Below are 18223 nucleotides of genomic sequence, written 5' to 3'. Positions count from 1 at the left end.
TTTATTTCTCCAACAGATGCTATTTATTTCCGTTTTTCATTCTCCACTCGTCAATCATTTTTCTGCTCACATCGCCTTTGTAACAAATTGGCGAATACCCCCCTGCTCGACTCCAGGCACTACGCTTACCACACTGACTACCATTACGAGTAGAATTATAAGGGCAAGGACAATTTCCTGAATAAGCAGCAATTGACGCCTGAATGATCTTTTCTTTGATCTGCTCATCAGAAATCCGAGAGTTTTTCGCCATACTAGGTGTAGAAAAAGAAAACAAGCTCATAGCAAAAACCATCGCGACAGCCAGCGTTATTTTCATACTGAAGGTCTCATTTTAAGCAGCGGTTATTAACAGTAATACGATATAAGTACCACCGAACGCAGCCTTCCCTGACTACTCATTATGGGTTAAAAAATTGATCATAGAATATTAACGACATAAAATGCAGGCGCTTCGAGAATAAAAGGAAACAAACGTGCCACATCACTCCCTATGGGAACTCATTAAGCTGACCTACATGATCGGTTTTGTTGTTTCCTTGATCGTTACTTTCTTGTTAAGTAAAGATAAATCCCTATTCATCCGATTTTTTGCTTCGTTAATAGTCGGGTTAACCTGGCCGTTGAGCTTTCCTGTTGTCTTGCTGTTCTCAATTTTTTAAAGCGGTGTCTATCTTCATGATGGCTCAATGCAGCAACGCCTATGCTCGTCTTTTAGAGGGAATACCCCGCGATGAGTAATATTCTGATCAGCGCCTGCCTATCCGGTTTCCCCATTCGCTATAACGGAACTGAAAAGAAATCTGTCGGCGACTATCTTGATCAGTGGCGACAACAGGAAAGGTTGATTACATTTTGCCCGGAACTGGCTGCGGGTTTATCAACCCCCAGGCCTTCAGCAGAAATTATTCCAGCCTCTGGTGACCATTCGGTCATCACGGCCGGCGCCAGAGTTGTCGAAGCAACCGGCAGCGATGTAACCGCGCGTTATATTCTGGGAGCCTGGTTAACACTGCAAATGGCACAACAGCATAACTGCCGCTTTGCTCTCCTCACGGAAGGGAGCCCATCCTGTGGCAGCAATATTATCTACAGCGGACGATTTGATGGTTCACAAACGGCAGGCAGCGGCGTTACCGCCGAGTTATTACGCCGCCATGGTATCGAGGTATTTTCCGATTGCGAGATCGAACGTTTAATCGAACGCGTTTCATATTGCGATCGTCATACTGATGCATAGCAACGCTGCTGCCGGTAACCAACCCCAAATGAGCAGCAGCGTTATACGAAAAATTAACGGACCACTAATACTGACATTTTCGCATGGCGAACGATGGCAGCGGCATTTGAACCAAGCAAATAGGTTTTCACATCCGGCCGTCGTGAACCGATTACGATTAAATCTGCATTAATTTCCTCTGCCAGCGATAGCACTTCGTCTCTGGCCGATCCAAAACTCACGCTGAATGACACACGCGATGCAGGAAGATCGATCGTTTTGATTAGTGATTTAAGCTTATCGTTCGCTTTCACCACGGCTTCATTCTCAAACTCTTTTATGCCGAAAGAATAAGCAGATAAAAATGCCGACGCATCCGGGAGAGAATGAAAGAGGTGTATTGCAGCACCCGACATTTTGGCCAACCGGACTGCATGCATAAGCGCGTGTGCGGTAAGTTCATCTTCTTCTATATCTACTGGCACCAGGATACTCGTGTACATAATCACCTCTCCCCTACGTGGATAACTGATTACCTGTCAGTATGTAAGAAGCGTAGTCTGCTCGTCGTCAGCAAAATATGATCCCGTTCACTTTTACGCATGTTGCCCGCGGTTTTTAACCTAATGGGGGCATAAAATGCGCCGCTAGCTCACCACCGGTTTGAGCGATCGGGTATAGATGCGTGACGACTCTCCCCAAGGGTGATAGCCCATTCCAGTAAAGTGGAAGCCATATCGCTCGTAAAAGCTGAACAACTCAGTGCACAGATGCAGCGTAGAAAAACCAGCACGCCGAGTTTCCTGAGCAAGGTGTTCGATCAATTGCCCCGCATACCCCTTCCCACGATGGCTCTCTTCAACGTAAAGCGCACACAGCCAAGGATAAAGATCCATACGGCTAATGAAATCATTGGTAATTAACCCTGCACCACCAATAGTGACCCCATCCTTTTCCAACAAATACCAATCAGGCAGTGGGTTTTCAGCATTAATGCAGTGGCTAATGCAGTCTTCATAAAGCATCAACGTTTCCTTTGATGCCCAGTGGCGTTGGAAATAATGGATCGCCTGTTCTTTGTATTCAGGACGATTTCGGATCGAAATAATATTCAACATGGTACTAGCGATCCATCTTCCATGAAGCAACGATGTGCGCCGTTGTTGCTAGCGTAATCGTGTTACCAGGAATAATAAAATTCCGCCACACATCGTTGTAATGCGTGATTAATTGTTCTGCTTTCAGTTCGCCACGATTGGCTGTCGTGTGTGCATCAGCGGCAATAGTCAACGCATAGCCTCGGCTAGCAGCATTTTTAATAGTCGCATCAACGCAATAATCTGTCGCACATCCGCAGATCGTAAGGTGATTAACACTTCGTTCAGCCAGCACATCAGCTAACGACGTGCGATAAAACGCATCGCACGCCGTTTTAGTGACAAACAAACTGCCTTCGGGTTGATGGAGTTCAGGTAATAATTGCCATCCGTCACTGCCTGATAGCATACCGTCCTCTTCATGCTGAATAAAAATCGTCTGATCTGCTGCGCCTGAAAGTTGGTTTATCAATGCGACCGTCTGCGCCTGTCGCGCTCTCGGCGTTGCAAACACGGCATTCTGCATATCAATGACGAGTAAAATCTGCATTTTCTTTCCTTTTTCGGCGCTTAATATCATCATCACGGAGGCAGTAGCGTACCATCATCCCAACAGTTAGATACCCGCTAGATCATGTCTACTATACCGTGAGGATAAAAGTTGATTTTCCCGGATCGCAGCAAATCAATATCAAACCAGCGAGTAACAATCGGAACACCATTTGTCTCGATACCATGAATGATATCTTGCTGATAAAGCGATTCATCCTGAAAACGGGCTTCATAGACAAAGACAATTTCATGCCCCGGTTTACCATTGTAGGAAAAGATATTTTCTGAAACACCCAATAGCGAAAAACCTTGGGTTGCGGCACTAATTTCTTCCAGGACTTCCCTCTCAGCAGCCGCCTGCGACGACTCGCCAAATTCAATACCACCACCGAGTGGCAACACATAATGCTCATCTTTTATGGGATCATACCCTTCAGCTAGTAGAATTTTGTTATTATTCCGGAAAAGACAAACTGCTTTTGATCTGATCTTTCGCATGCCAACGCTCCAGGTAAACAACCGCACTATGTGGGATAAAAAGACATTTTTTATAAAATGGTGTGTATCACAGAAAGATGCCATCTCCTTGTACAGATAAAAATCTGTAGGACGAGATCAAAATACATTAACAGTCTTTATATTCAGTTAACTTTTTCTTCTATCCCCCTCCCTCTCGTAATGCTTAACTCATTGAAGTCATGCTATCTCGTATAATTATTTCAGACATACTATTGGTGGGAAATAGCAATTTCATATTTATTCACCTGACATTGATCGCCGTCATTCTTTCACGATCTTACGAGTTACTGAGTAATCCCGTATTTATTTATCTTATCGACTGGTTTTATGCACGTGATGCGCTAAAGTTAACTAACTGTTTCTTCATACTCGGTGGATAGTGTATTAGCACTGTCTGGCAGCGTGTGCATAAACTCAGTCCAAAGTGCGAAAGTGAGGAAAAGCAATGCATCCAGAGGTGCCCCCAGACGAACTCCCAACATCAGGTGATCTTGGTCTTGACTCTCAGGCCAGTGATATGGAGATACTCGGTAACATCGTGGAAGAAATCATTCGATCCGGTCACTCCGTTAGTAACAAGGCCATCATTGCCCAATTAGTTAAAAAAATTGAAAAAGAGGCCAATATCGCTTTTCAGGAAAAATACCGAACGTTGCTGGAGTTAGTGGTTTATAAAACTCAGGACGATTTCCTGATTTAACGACCTATCAATACGTCCATTATTACCTCCATAAGGTTTTCGTATTATTGAGATGTCATATTATTTAACGAACAGCGACGTCGGTAATAAATAGACTAAGTCGAAATAATGAAAATACATTCATTGCCATACTACTGCCTATTACGAGTAGGTATACTTAAAACTCGATATGAAATATATTTATTTTTTTGCTAATCGTTAGTGTTCATTCACGAATAAATAAGCGATGAATAACTCCCACACAGATTTAAACCGCCTAACACATACCGTCTCTGGCAGAAATAACAACTCCACAATAAAAAAGACTATATCAAATTTCGACCACAGAAACGAAAACGGGTTAACCTAAGCTAACCCGTTGAATTTTTTGGCGGAAGGAGTAGTCCGTTTTTTTCAAGGTCCAAATTCGCCCCACGATGTGACATTTTTATATATAAAACAATATGTTATATTTATTTCTTTGTTCGGGGACGTGTTGCTAAATTCATCTCAATCAGGCATTTTATGCAGTACCGTATGCATGGCGGGTTGTATGACAGGATTTCACTATGCCAAAGAAAGCCAAGGAACTTTCAGGACTTGCTGTATCAAGATTAAAAAACAGAAGGAGCCTATGCTGTTGGTGGCGTTGACGGTTTATATCTTCGCATCAGAGGGCAATCCCGTTCATGGATCCTTTGCGTGGCGATGGGTGTCAGAGTTAACGCACTCGGTAGAACCATTCCAGGACGCTTGAACATGGGTCTTGGCCCCTACCCCGAAGCGTCATTAGCTGAAGCCCGAGACAAAGCGCGTGAACGGCGTAAGCAAATCCGTGATGGTATTAACCCACTTGAGGGAAAACATGCCTCCAGAGCGCAACAAGAAAAACTGGCATATAAGAAAAGGACTTTTGCCGAATGTGCTGCAGATGTTATCGAAATTAAGTCCAAGGAGCTAAAGAACAAAAACACATCGCTCAGTGGCGTTCCACGCTGGAAACCTATGCTTATCCATTTATTGGTCAAAAGGCCGTTAGCGAAATAATGAAAGCCGATCTTTTAGCCATACTGGAACCTATCTGGTTAACCAAAAATGAAACGGCAAGCCGTCTTCGTGGACGCATTGAGATTGTGCTGGGCTACGCGACCAGCACTTCAACATATTGGCCTGCTAATTGCGTCGCCAATGTCGCACAGGATTTATCTGGCACATGGCTTAGCGTGAGTTTTAGAACGTTTGCACCACTATATGCTGGGTTGTATTCCAATAAATAGATACTGCCGACGGAGCTTTAAAAAGGCTATCGACTGATAGTGCTTGTGATGTAAACCCACTGACTAAAAATATGCATAGCCATCTTGTTTTACTGAATGACATAATTCCCCCTGAAATTTTTACGTATACTGAGGAGATAATAAATTTATTTTATGTTGACAAGTATCTGGGATGTTATATTTATTTTTTAATGTTGCTAATTTAGCTCACACCTCTTATGATTAATTCGATAAATAGATTTCAGGATAATAAATTATGAGTGAAGCACTAAAAGTATTAAACAATATTCGTACTCTGCGTGCTCAGGCGCGTGAAATCGATCTGGTGACATTGGAGGAAATGCTGGAAAAGCTCACTGTGATTGTAGAAGATCGCCGTGAAGAAGAAGCTAGCGCGCAGCAACAAAATGCTGAACGTCAGGCCAAAATTGAAGCCCTTCGTGCTCAACTTCTGGAAGATGGTATTGATCCATCTGAATTGCTTGGTTCTGCTTCTACTGCCAAGTCAACAAAATCCAAACGTGAGCCTCGCCCTGCCAAATATAAATATGTCGATGAAAACGGCAATGAAAAATTATGGACAGGTCAGGGGCGTACACCTAAAGCGATTGCTGCTGCTATTGAAAGCGGTAAAAAGCTGGAAGAGTTTAAGATCTGATGCACGTATCAGCCTGCAACCCTATTTATTATAGGGTGCAGGCCGAATAAACATTCATTACTCAGAGTCTTTAAATAATGGAAGACCTTGAGATTTTCTCCACTCCTTAACAATAGAAAAAATTCGTTCTGGCTCTCCATCTTCAGGCGTTTCTGGATAAGCAATTAAATCCCCTTCTTCTGGATGCTCACTAACTAAAATAAAATCACTCAACAAATCATCAAGATATTTTTCTAAATTTTTCCCCTTGAGCATTTTAGCCTGTCGAGTACTTTTCTTGAACTCCTTCAATAAGGAAACAAACTCATCCTCAGTGTATTCAGAAATTTTATCTTTTAGAACTATATATTTCATGAAACTATCTCCGATAATGAATTTCATCATGCAGCTTAGGGGTAACAATGATCTGTCCCTGAAATTATACCCACCTAATTATGCTGCCATTTCATAATCCACCAGCGTTTGATAACCCAGCGTCGAGTGCTTGCGACGGCGATAGAGTTTTTTCCAGTTGTAGAGCGTGTTCTCTTTGATATCAAGCTCCTGTGCCATACGGGCAACAGACTTGCCGCTTTCGAGCAGTAACGCCACGGCTCTGCGCTTGAACTCCGGGGTATATTGTTGTCTCGTCATAGTGACCTCGCTTTCGTTGACTGATTTGAAAACAAGGTGGGCACTAAATTAAGGACAGATCACACCAAACTCCACTTTCTATGCACATCCTTTTAGCGATATCATCTCTTATCAAGCACAGAAATCACGGTCATTCACCTCAGTGAATAGCTATTCTGGCGCTGATACAGACACGTTTTTCGGGTTTTCAGTCGAAAAGTCGTAGCCTATAAGAAAAGTCCTGAGAAACATGCAAGTATTGTGGTGTACAGATATGATGGTAAAAGGAGAGAACGTGAGAGTAGAAATGAAGGAAAAGATCATCAAAACGTGTGAGGCAAAAATTGTGGCTAAGGGCAACAATGTAGGGCTGTCGTTTTATGCTTTTTTTGCCAATAAAAATGATGACCCGGAACTGCTGATGGAGGTTGCACATTGGTGGATTATAGAGATGAAACTGGATCACTTTGAAAAGGCTGAAAAGATAAAATCCCTCGTTTCGTCCATGTAATAAACCATTCGAGCTACGTGGTCTTCGGCAAGGCTGTTCACAACTCGTGATGTTATGATTAATTTTTTACTCAGATTGAACTACTGCTTTACCACTTTCATGACTTCGCTGGCTTTCACTCGCTTCCCTTCCTAATTGTTAGCAGAAATCTCTCAATCCATTTTCTATTGATTTCAACGCCTGGCAACAGGTAAAGATGAATTTTTGACGATATGGACAAGAGGAGATGAGCCGATCATCAAGGGAAATAAGATGAAAAAAACAGGTAGGCCAGAAACAAAAAAGCCTCCGATTAAGGAAGCTTTTATGCTGCACTTTATGCAGGACAGAATCAAAAAAAATTAATAAGCTATTGATTCTATTGAATTCGTGGCGGAGGAGTAGAGATTCGAACTCTAGAACACTTTCGCGTCGCCGGTTTTCAAGACCGGTGCCTTCAACCACTCGGCCACTCCTCCGCAATGACGCGAACTATAAACAGTGTGTGAGATCTTGTAAAGCATCACGGCGCTCAATTGCCTGAAAAACAACCTAACACAACCTAATTGAGCGCAAAACCGTCACACCATGCATGAAATAGAGCAATTTATCCCCACCATTATAAGAAGGGCAGGACAAAACACGAACGCAGGTACAGAGCCATGACAAATTTTGCAGCGTAAAGAAGGGTAAACCATCTTTAATAACGTCTTGAAACTATTTATTCTTTGACATTGAATAATAGCACCCTTAAGAGAGAGTCGCTGATATGGATCGCATTGTTGTTTCTTCTACCCGTGAAAGTTCGTTACTCAGTACTCACAAAGTGCTGCGCAACACCTATTTCCTGCTGTCGCTGACGCTGGGTTTTTCAGCCGTTACTGCAACGGCAAGTACCGTACTTAACCTGCCCGCACCGGGTTTAATTCTGATGCTAGTTGGGTTTTATGGTCTGATGTTCCTGACACATAAATTAGCGAACAGCCCTGCTGGTATTTTGGCTGCATTCGCACTGACTGGATTTATGGGCTATACACTAGGCCCAATCTTAAACTCGCTGATTTCTTCTGGCGCAGGTGACATTGTCATGCTGGCGCTTGGCGGTACGGCTCTGGTGTTCTTCTCCTGTTCAGCCTATGTCTTAACAACGCGTAAGGATATGTCCTTCCTGTCTGGCATGATGATGGCAGGGTTTGTTGTTCTGATTGTTGCCGTTATTGCGAATCTGTTCTTACAGATCCCGGCATTGCATTTGGCAATCAGCGCCCTGTTTATCCTGTTCTCTGCAGGGGCCATTCTGTGGGAGACCAGCAACATCATCCACGGCGGCGAAACTAACTACATCCGTGCAACAGTTAGCCTGTATGTCGCGATATACAATATCTTCGTTAGTCTGTTAAGCATCTTGGGCATCATGCGTAACGATTAAGCCTCATTGATCACCGTACCGAGAAAGCCCCAATTTTGGGGCTTTTTTTATTCCAGTGCAGACAGGAAAATTTGTTAAACTGCGGGCTGAGATATCGTAGGTGGAGAGAAGATGTTGAAGTTTGAAGGGCAAACGATAGCAACAGACGCACAGGGTTACCTGATGGACAGCACAACGTGGAGTGAAGCATTAGCTCTCGCGCTAGCTGAACAGGAAGGCATCGCGTTGACAGAACCACATTGGGAAGTCGTCCGGTTCGTGCGAAATTTTTATCAGGAGTTCAACACCTCACCCGCTATACGTATGTTAGTTAAAGCGATGGCGCAAAAATACGGTGAAGAGAAAGGAAATAGTCGCTATCTGTATAAACTGTTTCCAAAAGGGCCGGCAAAACAAGCAACCAAAATCGCGGGCTTACCCAAACCAGTGAAATGCATCTAGCTTCCCCGTTTCAATAGCGGATCGCAAAGCCTTCGTAGTCTATCTTGCCATGTGGCTCAATAAGCACCTTATCAACTCTGGCGCTTCGTGGGCCTCCTTGCTTCAGCCACTCAATCAACGCGTCTACCGCATAAGGTTCACCGCTTGCCACCACTTCCACGCTGCCATCATTACAATTGCGTGCGTACCCATTGAGACCAAGTTGCCTTGCCTGACGTTGCGTACTGTAACGAAAACCGACACCCTGAACCACACCATAGACATAGGCCGCCATTGCTATTGTTGTCATCTTCCCCACCTTTTTCACCCCAAGCCGCCAAACAACATTTATTAGCCGGACTGTATCTTCTAAAAATTTACACCATACTGTTAATAATGTGTTCAACCTGTGACGCACTAACGGCACATGGCATCATCACTTGAAAAAACCTCTGAACGTTAAAAACGTTATCGGATGCGGCTATCCTCTCCCCGCAACATCCGTAGCGATGTAGAAAGTATAATCAATTTCCAGGGGGTTATATGATCATCAGCAAATTCGGCATCGGACAACAGATTCGTCATAAACTCCTGGGTTTTCCAGGGATCATTATTGATATTGATCCCGAATATTCACTAGAAACACCTACCTGGGAAGAAATTAGCGGCAATGACACACCACGATCCGAACCGTGGTATCACGTGGTGATGGAAGATGACGAAGGCCAACCGATACATACTTATTTAGCGGAGGCACAGTTGATGAAGGAGGAGCTTTCTGAGCACGATCACCCTTCGTTAAATGAATTAGCTGAGGTCATTCAACGTCGTGTCCCCCAGTTGCGCCACTAATTTTTATCAAAAGCGGGGATTGGCGCCACTATCAGGTATCGGCGATGTTGTGATATTCAACATCGCCCAGTGCCTACCACTTATTTATCCAAACCCAGCCGTGGGATTTCAATTTTAGGGCAACGATCCATCACAACTTTCAGCCCTGCATCATGGGCCAAAATTGCCGCTTGCTCATTAATGACGCCAATCTGCAACCACAGGACAGTGGCACCGATGGCGATAGCCTCTTTAGCCACTTCATAAGCCGCCTCTGGCTGACGAAAAACATCGACCATATCAACAGGGTTAGGAATGTCCGCCAAGCTGACATACGCTTTTTGCCCTAAGAGGGTCTGCCCAGCCAGCTTGGGGCTGACGGGTATGACGTCATAGCCTTGCTCTAGTAAATACGCCATTACACCATAACTTGGACGGGACGGTTTATCGCTGGCACCCACTAACGCAATGGTTTTTACCGTTTTCAGTACCGATTCAATATCACTGTCATTCATGCTATTCAGCCTCTCTTGCGTGATTTATTACAGTGTATCTTACATTCAACGAATGGCGTGAAATGGCTTACAGCATCCGTGACCTAATGCAGCATGGCACGAAAAATGCCATAACAGCCTGTTTCAAATTGAAACCTTTGACACATTCAGACAATTCCTCAACAATACTCGAATGACGTACCATCTGAGAAAATTATGAAATTCGGCTTCATCACTGTCTGCCTTTTTATTGCAGGTTTAAGCACCTCGGCAATTGCGGCAACAACGTTGAAATTAGATCAGAAAATCGATCTCCTGATGGTTGACGGGCAGAGGATGTCAGGCTCGTTGCTGAAGGGTGCCGATAGCCTCGCGCTTGGCAGTGGACAACATCAGATCTTGTTCAAAGTTGTAGATACTGTCGATACTCAGACTGGCGCACCAGCGACCTATTTTCCTTCAACATTTATTGCCACCTTTAACACCGAAAAAGTGGCATCGGTGTCATTTAAGCTACCGCCGCTGCAAACCCTTCAGGATCGCAAAAACTTCACAGCCCTTCCCCAATATCAATTGCTTGATGAAAAAAATCAGGCTATCCCCGTGCGTACCGATGCACTTGTAATCGCAGACAATGAGCTACTCGATATAGAGCGAAAAATGTCGGAATACAATGCAGCAGCAAAAGGGGCTTCAGTTGCAGGTTTTGCTAGCGCACTGAATGAATCCGTAACCTGGTGATTTAACGCGCAGTTACATCAGATTTTTGCTATCCGTTCGCCTTTTCCTGCTTTTATCGCTTTGCACTGAAACAGCGTTTCCGTAATCTGTCTGTACCCTAGCGTCAGCTTTACTACACCAGATTGAAGGACGTAACCATGGAGTTCACCACCCGTACCATCCCCGCGCAAAAACATATTGCGCTGGTAGCACACGACCACTGTAAACAATCCTTACTGGATTGGGTTGGTACGAATAAAGAACAGCTCAAAGAGCACACGCTTTACGCCACTGGCACCACCGGGAACCTGATTCAGTTAAATACGGGTCTGCCCGTAAAAAGCATGCTGAGTGGGCCAATGGGGGGCGACCAACAAGTTGGCGCACTCATCTCCGAAGGGAAAATTGATTTAATGATCTTCTTTTGGGACCCACTTAACGCCGTACCACACGATCCCGATGTAAAAGCGCTGCTGAGACTCGCCACCGTCTGGAACATTCCTGTTGCCACCAACCGTGCAACGGCGGATTTCCTGATTAATTCTGCGCTGTTTAACGAATCGGTTCAGATAGCCATCCCTGATTATCAGCGCTACCTGCAAGACCGCCTCAAATAGCACTAACACATAAAAATAGATCAGCGGCGAGTTGCACACCCGACGCTGATCTCTACAGCCCCATTTCTCTATTTTTCCTTATCCTGGCTTACGCTGTGCTGGCACGCCTAAACGCCGAAGAGACTCAACAAACACTGAAGGGTTAGTCACGTCCTGTAACAGCCAGACGCGATGCTTTGCCCTCGTCAACGCGACATACAGCAAGCGACGCTCTTCCGCATCGGGAAAATTTTCAGGATCAGGTAGCAGCACTGCCTCAATCACCGATTCTCTTGCCGGAGCCGGGAAACCATCTTTGCCCTCATGCAACCCTACGATAATGACATACTCAGCCTGCTGCCCTTTACTGGCATGCACCGTCATGAAATCAATGTGTAAATTCGGCCATTTGGTCGCAGCCTTCTCTAAAACCGCAGGGCGTAAATGGTGATAGCGGGCAAGCACGAGAATGCGTTCATCAGCTTTAGCAAAACCGCTCAGCTTATCCAAGAGTGGTTCAAACTGATCCTGAGGCAGGATAGTCACCGCTTTTTTATCCCCCTTGCTCAAGCTATTAAGCGGCTTCTTTAACTGATACGGGTTTTGCTGTATGAACGTGTTGGCAATCTCACCAATGCGTTCATTAAACCGATAGGTCGTATCTAGCGCACACTGTTCGCCTACGCCAAAATGCTGTTCAAATGCTGTCGTTAACGCCAACTCCGCGCCGCTGAAACGATAAATTGCCTGCCAGTCATCTCCCACGGCAAAAAGGCAGGTACGGCTATTTTGTCGCCGCAGAGCAGCAAGCAAACTCGCACGCTGTGGCGAAATATCCTGAAATTCATCGACCAGAATATGTTTCCAGGGACTGACAAAACGCCCTTTATCCAGCAAGTTCACTGCCTGATGGATGAGGCCGGAGAAGTCGACCGCGTTTTCGTCCTTAAGCGCTTTTTTCCAGACTTTCAATAACGGTGCCATCAGGCGAATACGTTGCTGAAATTCAGCCCTAATCGATTCTGGCGCTTGTTCGACCATTTCGCTTTGGCTACCACCGTGCATACGCATCAATCCCAGCCAGCGCTCAAGTCGTCCAGCCAACCGCCCCGCCAGCATCGAGTCATTCCAAAAATCGCCTTCTGGTACATCCCACTCTAGCTCTTCCGTTAACCAACGTCGCCATCCGTTAGCCTGCGTTTTTTTCTCAGCACATTGCTGTTGCCAGTGAGAAATCAACAGTTCACGGCGCTGTTTCGCATCACTTTCAAGCTGACTTATCATCGGGGCCTTGCGGCTAGCCTGCTGAATGATGTGCAATGCCAGCGCATGGAATGTCTTAGCCTGAATTTCATCGGTATTGAGCCGCTCAAGAATGCGTTCATTCATCTCTTCCGCCGCTTTACGACCAAATGCCAGCAGCAAAATCTGATCGGGTGCCGCCTCTTGACGATGCATTAACCAGGCTGCACGAGCCACCAGCACAGACGTTTTACCACTGCCAGCCCCTGCCAGCACCAGTACGCCCTCTTCGCCATTAATCACGGCTTTACTCTGAGACACATTTAATGGCGAACTCTCCACCGTTTCAAAGAAAGGCTGCTCAGCCGCCAGCGTGCGATCCATCCATGCCTGATTCTCCGCAGTACGCATCTCATCGCCCTGCTCAAGCCAACGCACGCAATGTTGGTAGCTATCACGGCAGTTATCAAAGGTATCAAGCCGTTCAACGGGGAGAGGCAGAGACTCCAGAGAATTGCGGATAGCACTCTGCAACGTTAATAGAGCATGACGACTAAACCATTTATCCTGCTGCGTCAGCATATGAATGCTGTCCATTTGACGCAGCAAAACCTCAGCACTGATCAGACTCATCTCCTCGCTCCAGCCAAGCCAGGATTTGAGAAGGTGGCGGTAAAAAGCCTGCGTTTCCTGCCACTCCGTGCCGTGCAAACGCACCACTTTTCCGGCGGGCAACTCAAACTCTAACTCACCCCACACCAAGCCTCTTTTACAGTGAATACTCAGCAACTGATTAAAAGGAATTAGGTATTCATGCTTATCGCCGCTCACTTCGACACCGGCATTCAGTAACCGCACCCGGTTGTAAGGATGCTGGGCCAGATGTTTACCTAACGAGGTAGATTTCAGTTCCATGATGTTCGCGCCATGACTATGTGAGAGGGACAGTGGTACATTTGTTAGCGTTTCTCTGTTTCCTAGTTTACCCGTTATCGGACTTCACGCTCTAGCCTTAAAAACAGGTTAGGATATCCTGATGCTTAATGTGATAATTCTTTTACCATCAGCAAGTTTGGTTACCTTGCAAGCACAGGAGAAACTATGCGTACTGCGTTGAACATCCTTAATTTCGTACTAGGTGGTTTTTTCACCACATTAGCTTGGCTTCTGGCAACCGTCGTCAGCGTGCTGCTGATTTTTACCTTACCGCTAACGCGTTCATGCTGGGAAATCACCAAATTGTCGCTCTTGCCTTATGGCAATGAAGCCGTCCATGTTGATGAGCTACGCCCCGATGAAAAAAGCGCCATTCTCAGTGCGGGCGGTTCCCTACTTAATATCTTCTGGTTTATTTTCTTTGGCTGGTGGCTTTGCCTGTCGCATATCATTACCGGTATCGCGCAGTGCATTACGATCATTGGCATTCCTGTCGGCATTGCCAACTTTAAAATTGCTGCCATTGCGCTATGGCCTGTCGGACGCCGCGTGGTTTCCGTCGAATTAGCGCAGGCTGCGCGGGAAAATAATGCCCGCCGCCACTATCGCTAACGGCATCTAAGGATATTACGTTGCTCACCGTCGTCCCAGGAATTCGTCGCTATGTCTATAACAGCAGTTGGCTGTATAGCATCCGCATCTTTATTGCACTCAGTGGTGCGGCGGCCGTTCCCTGGTGGTTAGGCCAGCCAACCTCGACGATCCCGGTCACGCTGGGGGTTGTTGCCGCAGCCCTCACCGATCTCGACGATCGCCTCACCGGGCGTTTACGTAATTTGCTTATTACGCTGTCCTGTTTTTTTGTTGCTTCCGTTTCGATCGAATTGCTTTTTCCCTATCCCTGGTTGTTTGCCATTGGTCTGGCGGTATCAACCTGTGGCTTTATCCTGCTCGGCGCATTAGGGCAGCGCTATGCGACGATCGCATTCGGCGCACTGCTGATCGCGATTTACACCATGCTGGGGATATCCCTTTACGACAATTGGTATCAGCAACCCATCATGCTGTTGATCGGAGCCTCTTGGTACAATCTGCTGACGCTGCTCGGCCATCTGATATTCCCGATTCGCCCGTTACAGGACAATCTCGCACAGTGTTATCAGCAGTTGTCCCGCTATCTGGATGCAAAAGCCAATCTATTCGATCCCGATATTGAGGAAGACACCAACAAACCCTTGATTGATGTCGCAATGGCAAACAGCCAATTGGTTGCGACACTTAACCAAACCAAATCATCATTGTTAACGCGCCTGCGTGGCGATCGCGGACAACGCGGAACACGCCAAACGCTGCACTACTATTTTGTCGCTCAGGATATTCACGAACGTGCCAGCTCGTCGCATGTTTACTATCCACAATTGCGTGAAAAATTACGCTATAGCGATGTCTTATTTCGCTTTCAACGTCTGTTGAGTATGCAGGCCAAAGCCTGTCATCAGCTATCGCAATCCATTCTGCTGCACCAAAAATATCAGCACGACAGCCGTATTGAGCGAGCGTTTGTACATCTCGAATCCGCTATTGCGCGCGTCGCTGCCAGCAACATGGCGGATTCCGCACAAATTAAGGCGCTCACTTATCTATTGAACAATCTGCGTGCCATTGATGCTCAGTTGGCGACCATCGAATCCGAGCAGGCCATTGAACAAGAAAACAATCCGGAAAACACACTGGCAGATGAAAACATAACGGGTTGGAGCGATATCCACTTACGCATTAGTCGGCACCTGACGCCTCAATCAGCGCTGTTTCGTCATGCCATCCGTATGTCCGTGCTGCTTTGTAGCGGCTACGCGTTAATTCAAATAACGGGCTTGCAGCATGGATACTGGATTCTGCTGACCAGTTTGTTCGTTTGTCAGCCCAACTATAACGCCACTCGCCGACGACTGACGTTGAGGGTTATCGGGACATTGACCGGTATTTTAATCGGCCTTCCCATCCTATACTTCGTCCCTTCGCAGGAAGGACAACTCACGCTGATCGTCATTAGCGGCGTACTGTTTTTCGCCTTTCGTAACGTGCAGTACGCGCATGCGACCATGTTTATTACGCTGCTTGTCCTGCTCTGTTTCAACCTCTTGGGCGAAGGCTTTGAAGTCGCAGTGCCGCGTATTATTGATACCTTGTTGGGGTGTGCCATCGCGTGGGCGGCCGTGAGCTTTATCTGGCCAGACTGGCGTTTCCGCGGCCTGCCGACCGTTATCAATAAAACATTAAATGCCAACTGCCGTTATCTTGATGCGATCATGATTCAATATCATCAGGGGAAAGATAATAGCTTGCCTTATCGCATTGCCCGCCGCGATGCACATAATTGCGACGCAGAATTGGCATCGGTTGTGTCAAATATGTCCTCAGAACCTCACGCCACCAGGAACAAACTGGACAACGCATTCCGTTTCATGTGCCTGAATCATACGTTGTTAAGTTATATCTCAACGCTCGGCGCACACCGTGGAAAAATAACGTCATCGGAAACGCTGCAATGTCTGGATGATGCCGTGTGTCATGTTGATGACGCGCTACACTGCCGCGAAGAGGAAAGTTTACGTATCAATCAGGGATTGGAAACTATTGCCACCAGCATTCAATCCCTTTCACTTGAATCAGACAGTAAAGAGTCATTAGTGATTCAGCAAATCGGCTTGCTGATCGGCCTCTTACCCGAACTCGTACAGCTAAAAAATGACATGATTGCACAGTAAAACAGGGGGAAACGCTTAGTGTTTTGGCCCTTTGGAAACCGCATTATTCTTATACCACTCCAAAAGTTCATTACGAATGCTGTGAGGGAGTGCTGCCTGATGCGTGCCACAAATTGCGCCAGCCAGCGCCAATAGCACATTAACACTCAGATTAGCCCGGACTTTCCGCAACTCAAGATAGCTATTTTTCGCGCCATAATGCTGTAATTCATCAACATTCTTTATCCCCGCTTTCCACAGTAAACGTTCAATATCGTGATTAAGATTCGGAAGATCCTTTAACCGCCCGCTCGAATTTTTGACTATTTGATCATACTGCGCCCCCATCAACGCCAGTCGGGCAAAAGCCAATAACTGCACAGGTTCTTGCCATAATACTTCATCAACAAGAAAGTAGTTCAGCGGTAGCGGCATACCGCGTTTGGTATAAATCAGGTGTGGCATATCACGCTGCTGAAAATATTTTTCATCTTTTTTACTGGCGCGAAGATAAAGTTCCCCCTCCGACACCAATCCAAAAATCGTTTTATTTGCTGCGATGCTGTAGCCACCAAATTGGGAACGCGAAGTGATGTCCCCTAAAGATGAAAAAGAATGCTGAGATTGCAAAATCCTTTTTTTGCATGATTGCTTCATTGCCATAATCCTTAGTATTGAAATGATCTCTTCCTGAACAGTTAAAATATTTGTAGCAGGAACAAATAATTAACCACACCTCCGAGGGTGCTTCAAACAGTAAATGTGTTTACTATCTCTTGCATAAAGAATATGCGAAGCGCTTTCAAAAAATCAGGTTGATTTTCACGCACACAGCAGTTACTGTACATCCATACAGTAACACTATGGGTGGAACTCATTATGCGTACGCAATCAATCAGCTCTCACAACGTCCAGTCATCATCGTTTTCTACCAATCAACACACAGCAAAACCTTCGGTTGCCACGGGCGGTATTATCAGCGAAGTCGTGTACAACGCCGATCAGCCCATAGTCACACACCTGTTACTACCGCTCTTACAACAGCTAGGTGCACAGTCTCGCTGGCTACTATGGCTTTCTCCTCAGCAAAAATTGAGTCGCCCTTGGGTAGAGCAATCTGGATTGCCGCTGGATAAAATAGTGCAACTCAACCACATCAACCCCTTGTTTACCGTTGATGCCATGGAAAGAGCGTTACTGACAGGAAATTACAGCGCCGTTTTGTGTTGGCTGCCGCACGAATTGACGGAAGAAGAGAAAGTTCGGTTACGGGGTGCCGCGCAGGCAGGAAATACATACGGCTTTATTATGCGCCCAGAAAATGCCAGCGGGGACGCCTATAGACTGTTTCCCAGCCTTAAAATTCATTCGACATTGTATCATTAAGTAAATTAAGATTTTTCTCAGCTTAATCACGTTATATGTCCAGTAGATCGCCGCAAAGCGGTATTCTGCGGGCTTTTTGCCTATATTTAATACATCCCAACGGCATAAGATCTGTCAAAACCATCTACTATTTGTTAGTAAGTGTGTATGATTCGTGCGTTTTTCCTATGACGCAAGTCACATCATACTTGTAACTTTCTCATCACGTTGTAGACTTTAACTCGCTGGAGTTGCTCTTTTATAACGTCAGTTGACTGACAGTAAGTCATAAATAAGGGCAAAGTCTCCAACCAAAGGATTTTAACCAAAGGTTTATTAG

24 protein-coding genes, 1 tRNA gene and 1 pseudogene are annotated in these 18223 nt (G+C 45.7%); 14 read left to right on the top strand and 12 right to left on the bottom strand.

Going from position 1 to position 18223, the window contains the following annotated elements:
- Positions 1-19: 19 nt before the first annotated feature.
- Complete coding sequence (locus tag A8F97_RS04485; protein ID WP_025918607.1) at positions 20-319, bottom strand: hypothetical protein; 300 nt, start codon at positions 317-319, stop codon at positions 20-22.
- Between the two features lie 157 nt (positions 320-476).
- Between A8F97_RS04485 and A8F97_RS22945 the strand changes: the two genes are divergently transcribed.
- Together A8F97_RS22945 and A8F97_RS04480 are read left to right on the top strand one after the other, a co-directional pair.
- Positions 477-662 carry a GhoT/OrtT family toxin gene (locus A8F97_RS22945; RefSeq protein ID WP_005970574.1) on the top strand — a complete coding sequence of 62 codons (186 nt, stop codon included), beginning with the start codon at positions 477-479 and terminating at the stop codon, positions 660-662.
- A gap of 71 nt (positions 663-733) precedes the next feature.
- Entirely contained in the window at positions 734-1240 is a 507-nt protein-coding gene (locus A8F97_RS04480; RefSeq protein ID WP_033071692.1) for a 2-thiouracil desulfurase family protein, read from the top strand.
- Between the two features lie 53 nt (positions 1241-1293).
- Here the strand turns inward: A8F97_RS04480 and A8F97_RS04475 are convergent, their stop codons facing one another.
- The 4 genes from A8F97_RS04475 to A8F97_RS04460 all read right to left on the bottom strand — a co-directional run bounded on the left by A8F97_RS04475 (position 1294) and on the right by A8F97_RS04460 (position 3366).
- Positions 1294-1722, bottom strand: a complete 429-nt coding sequence (locus tag A8F97_RS04475; RefSeq protein WP_014700441.1) for a universal stress protein — start codon at positions 1720-1722, stop codon at positions 1294-1296.
- Positions 1723-1866: 144 nt separating this feature from the next.
- Positions 1867-2337 carry a GNAT family N-acetyltransferase gene (locus A8F97_RS04470; RefSeq protein ID WP_033071693.1) on the bottom strand — a complete coding sequence of 157 codons (471 nt, stop codon included), beginning with the start codon at positions 2335-2337 and terminating at the stop codon, positions 1867-1869.
- 4 nt (positions 2338-2341) lie between these two features.
- Positions 2342-2866: an isochorismatase family protein gene (locus tag A8F97_RS04465; RefSeq protein ID WP_015730757.1), complete on the bottom strand. Its 525-nt coding sequence runs from the start codon at positions 2864-2866 to the stop codon at positions 2342-2344.
- Positions 2867-2943: 77 nt separating this feature from the next.
- Entirely contained in the window at positions 2944-3366 is a 423-nt protein-coding gene (locus A8F97_RS04460) for an NUDIX hydrolase (RefSeq protein ID WP_033071694.1), read from the bottom strand.
- Positions 3367-3832: 466 nt separating this feature from the next.
- Between A8F97_RS04460 and A8F97_RS04455 the strand changes: the two genes are divergently transcribed.
- The 3 genes and pseudogenes from A8F97_RS04455 (at position 3833) to A8F97_RS04440 (ending at position 6001) form a co-directional block, all read left to right on the top strand.
- Positions 3833-4087 (top strand): biofilm/acid-resistance regulator YmgB/AriR, encoded by a 255-nt coding sequence (locus A8F97_RS04455; RefSeq protein ID WP_015730758.1) that lies wholly within the window; start codon positions 3833-3835, stop codon positions 4085-4087.
- Positions 4088-4635: 548 nt separating this feature from the next.
- Positions 4636-5214: pseudogene (locus A8F97_RS22940) on the top strand (tyrosine-type recombinase/integrase); the annotation flags it as partial.
- A gap of 385 nt (positions 5215-5599) precedes the next feature.
- A complete protein-coding gene (locus A8F97_RS04440) occupies positions 5600-6001 on the top strand; it encodes an H-NS family histone-like protein (RefSeq protein ID WP_014700448.1) in 402 nt (133 codons plus the stop codon).
- A 57-nt stretch (positions 6002-6058) separates the two neighbouring features.
- Here the strand turns inward: A8F97_RS04440 and A8F97_RS04435 are convergent, their stop codons facing one another.
- Together A8F97_RS04435 and A8F97_RS04430 are read right to left on the bottom strand one after the other, a co-directional pair.
- Positions 6059-6355 carry a bacteriocin immunity protein gene (locus A8F97_RS04435; RefSeq protein ID WP_033072060.1) on the bottom strand — a complete coding sequence of 99 codons (297 nt, stop codon included), beginning with the start codon at positions 6353-6355 and terminating at the stop codon, positions 6059-6061.
- A 78-nt stretch (positions 6356-6433) separates the two neighbouring features.
- The gene (locus A8F97_RS04430; protein WP_014700450.1) at positions 6434-6634 is read right to left on the bottom strand and encodes a transposase; all 201 of its coding nucleotides are present in this window, start codon (positions 6632-6634) and stop codon (positions 6434-6436) included.
- 274 nt (positions 6635-6908) lie between these two features.
- On the opposite strand from A8F97_RS04430, the gene A8F97_RS04425 reads away from it, so the two are divergent.
- Positions 6909-7124 (top strand): DUF6500 family protein, encoded by a 216-nt coding sequence (locus tag A8F97_RS04425; RefSeq protein ID WP_015730762.1) that lies wholly within the window; start codon positions 6909-6911, stop codon positions 7122-7124.
- 370 nt (positions 7125-7494) lie between these two features.
- Here the strand turns inward: A8F97_RS04425 and A8F97_RS04420 are convergent.
- Positions 7495-7582 (bottom strand) — tRNA-Ser (locus A8F97_RS04420).
- Positions 7583-7872: 290 nt separating this feature from the next.
- Here A8F97_RS04420 and yccA point away from each other — a divergent pair.
- Positions 7873-8532 (top strand): FtsH protease modulator YccA, encoded by a 660-nt coding sequence (gene yccA, locus A8F97_RS04415; protein ID WP_014700452.1) that lies wholly within the window; start codon positions 7873-7875, stop codon positions 8530-8532.
- Between the two features lie 111 nt (positions 8533-8643).
- Complete coding sequence (gene tusE, locus A8F97_RS04410) at positions 8644-8973, top strand: sulfurtransferase TusE (protein WP_014700453.1); 330 nt, start codon at positions 8644-8646, stop codon at positions 8971-8973.
- Between the two features lie 10 nt (positions 8974-8983).
- On the opposite strand, the gene yccX is transcribed toward tusE, so the two are convergent.
- On the bottom strand, positions 8984-9262 hold the full coding sequence (gene yccX, locus A8F97_RS04405) for an acylphosphatase (RefSeq protein ID WP_033071696.1): 279 nt from the start codon (positions 9260-9262) through the stop codon (positions 8984-8986).
- 233 nt (positions 9263-9495) lie between these two features.
- Here yccX and hspQ point away from each other — a divergent pair, with 233 nt between their 5' ends.
- Positions 9496-9804, top strand: coding sequence for a heat shock protein HspQ (hspQ, locus tag A8F97_RS04400; protein WP_014700455.1), 309 nt, complete (start codon positions 9496-9498; stop codon positions 9802-9804).
- Positions 9805-9884: 80 nt separating this feature from the next.
- On the opposite strand, the gene A8F97_RS04395 is transcribed toward hspQ, so the two are convergent.
- On the bottom strand, positions 9885-10298 hold the full coding sequence (locus tag A8F97_RS04395) for a CoA-binding protein (RefSeq protein WP_014700456.1): 414 nt from the start codon (positions 10296-10298) through the stop codon (positions 9885-9887).
- Between the two features lie 195 nt (positions 10299-10493).
- Here A8F97_RS04395 and A8F97_RS04390 point away from each other — a divergent pair, with 195 nt between their 5' ends.
- Complete coding sequence (locus tag A8F97_RS04390) at positions 10494-11018, top strand: DUF2057 family protein (protein ID WP_014700457.1); 525 nt, start codon at positions 10494-10496, stop codon at positions 11016-11018.
- A 137-nt stretch (positions 11019-11155) separates the two neighbouring features.
- Positions 11156-11614, top strand: a complete 459-nt coding sequence (locus A8F97_RS04385) for a methylglyoxal synthase (protein ID WP_015730765.1) — start codon at positions 11156-11158, stop codon at positions 11612-11614.
- A 78-nt stretch (positions 11615-11692) separates the two neighbouring features.
- Here the strand turns inward: A8F97_RS04385 and helD are convergent, their stop codons facing one another.
- Positions 11693-13750, bottom strand: coding sequence for a DNA helicase IV (gene helD / locus A8F97_RS04380; protein WP_033071697.1), 2058 nt, complete (start codon positions 13748-13750; stop codon positions 11693-11695).
- Positions 13751-13936: 186 nt separating this feature from the next.
- Here helD and A8F97_RS04375 point away from each other — a divergent pair, with 186 nt between their 5' ends.
- On the top strand, positions 13937-14383 hold the full coding sequence (locus tag A8F97_RS04375; RefSeq protein WP_033071698.1) for a YccF domain-containing protein: 447 nt from the start codon (positions 13937-13939) through the stop codon (positions 14381-14383).
- A gap of 20 nt (positions 14384-14403) precedes the next feature.
- On the top strand, positions 14404-16539 hold the full coding sequence (gene yccS / locus A8F97_RS04370) for a YccS family putative transporter (protein ID WP_033071699.1): 2136 nt from the start codon (positions 14404-14406) through the stop codon (positions 16537-16539).
- 15 nt (positions 16540-16554) lie between these two features.
- On the opposite strand, the gene A8F97_RS04365 is transcribed toward yccS, so the two are convergent.
- Positions 16555-17175, bottom strand: coding sequence for a TfoX/Sxy family DNA transformation protein (locus tag A8F97_RS04365; protein WP_015730769.1), 621 nt, complete (start codon positions 17173-17175; stop codon positions 16555-16557).
- Between the two features lie 222 nt (positions 17176-17397).
- Between A8F97_RS04365 and sulA the strand changes: the two genes are divergently transcribed.
- Positions 17398-17904, top strand: coding sequence for an SOS-induced cell division inhibitor SulA (sulA, locus tag A8F97_RS04360; RefSeq protein ID WP_033071700.1), 507 nt, complete (start codon positions 17398-17400; stop codon positions 17902-17904).
- The last annotated feature ends 319 nt before the right edge of the window (positions 17905-18223 follow it).

Origin of the sequence: Pectobacterium parmentieri (assembly GCF_001742145.1) — a bacterium.
Lineage (GTDB): Bacteria > Pseudomonadota > Gammaproteobacteria > Enterobacterales > Enterobacteriaceae > Pectobacterium > Pectobacterium parmentieri.
Note: the sequence above shows the minus strand (reverse complement) of the source record. Positions and strands in the feature narration are given on the sequence as shown.

Bases quoted from the DNA above. Each gene is read 5' to 3' on its own strand.
- yccA (WP_014700452.1), top strand. From the start codon at position 7,873: ATGGATCGCATTGTTGTTTCTTCTACCCGTGAAAGTTCGTTACTCAGT.
- A8F97_RS04460 (WP_033071694.1), bottom strand. From the start codon at position 3,366: ATGCGAAAGATCAGATCAAAAGCAGTTTGTCTTTTCCGGAATAATAAC.
- A8F97_RS04365 (WP_015730769.1), bottom strand. From the start codon at position 17,175: ATGAAGCAATCATGCAAAAAAAGGATTTTGCAATCTCAGCATTCTTTT.
- A8F97_RS04375 (WP_033071698.1), top strand. From the start codon at position 13,937: ATGCGTACTGCGTTGAACATCCTTAATTTCGTACTAGGTGGTTTTTTC.
- A8F97_RS04465 (WP_015730757.1), bottom strand. From the start codon at position 2,866: ATGCAGATTTTACTCGTCATTGATATGCAGAATGCCGTGTTTGCAACG.
- A8F97_RS04395 (WP_014700456.1), bottom strand. From the start codon at position 10,298: ATGAATGACAGTGATATTGAATCGGTACTGAAAACGGTAAAAACCATT.
- A8F97_RS04470 (WP_033071693.1), bottom strand. From the start codon at position 2,337: ATGTTGAATATTATTTCGATCCGAAATCGTCCTGAATACAAAGAACAG.
- yccX (WP_033071696.1), bottom strand. From the start codon at position 9,262: ATGACAACAATAGCAATGGCGGCCTATGTCTATGGTGTGGTTCAGGGT.
- A8F97_RS04480 (WP_033071692.1), top strand. From the start codon at position 734: ATGAGTAATATTCTGATCAGCGCCTGCCTATCCGGTTTCCCCATTCGC.
- A8F97_RS04390 (WP_014700457.1), top strand. From the start codon at position 10,494: ATGAAATTCGGCTTCATCACTGTCTGCCTTTTTATTGCAGGTTTAAGC.
- hspQ (WP_014700455.1), top strand. From the start codon at position 9,496: ATGATCATCAGCAAATTCGGCATCGGACAACAGATTCGTCATAAACTC.
- A8F97_RS04440 (WP_014700448.1), top strand. From the start codon at position 5,600: ATGAGTGAAGCACTAAAAGTATTAAACAATATTCGTACTCTGCGTGCT.
- A8F97_RS04435 (WP_033072060.1), bottom strand. From the start codon at position 6,355: ATGAAATATATAGTTCTAAAAGATAAAATTTCTGAATACACTGAGGAT.
- A8F97_RS04430 (WP_014700450.1), bottom strand. From the start codon at position 6,634: ATGACGAGACAACAATATACCCCGGAGTTCAAGCGCAGAGCCGTGGCG.
- A8F97_RS04485 (WP_025918607.1), bottom strand. From the start codon at position 319: ATGAAAATAACGCTGGCTGTCGCGATGGTTTTTGCTATGAGCTTGTTT.
- sulA (WP_033071700.1), top strand. From the start codon at position 17,398: ATGCGTACGCAATCAATCAGCTCTCACAACGTCCAGTCATCATCGTTT.
- A8F97_RS04475 (WP_014700441.1), bottom strand. From the start codon at position 1,722: ATGTACACGAGTATCCTGGTGCCAGTAGATATAGAAGAAGATGAACTT.
- tusE (WP_014700453.1), top strand. From the start codon at position 8,644: ATGTTGAAGTTTGAAGGGCAAACGATAGCAACAGACGCACAGGGTTAC.
- A8F97_RS04455 (WP_015730758.1), top strand. From the start codon at position 3,833: ATGCATCCAGAGGTGCCCCCAGACGAACTCCCAACATCAGGTGATCTT.
- A8F97_RS04385 (WP_015730765.1), top strand. From the start codon at position 11,156: ATGGAGTTCACCACCCGTACCATCCCCGCGCAAAAACATATTGCGCTG.
- helD (WP_033071697.1), bottom strand. From the start codon at position 13,750: ATGGAACTGAAATCTACCTCGTTAGGTAAACATCTGGCCCAGCATCCT.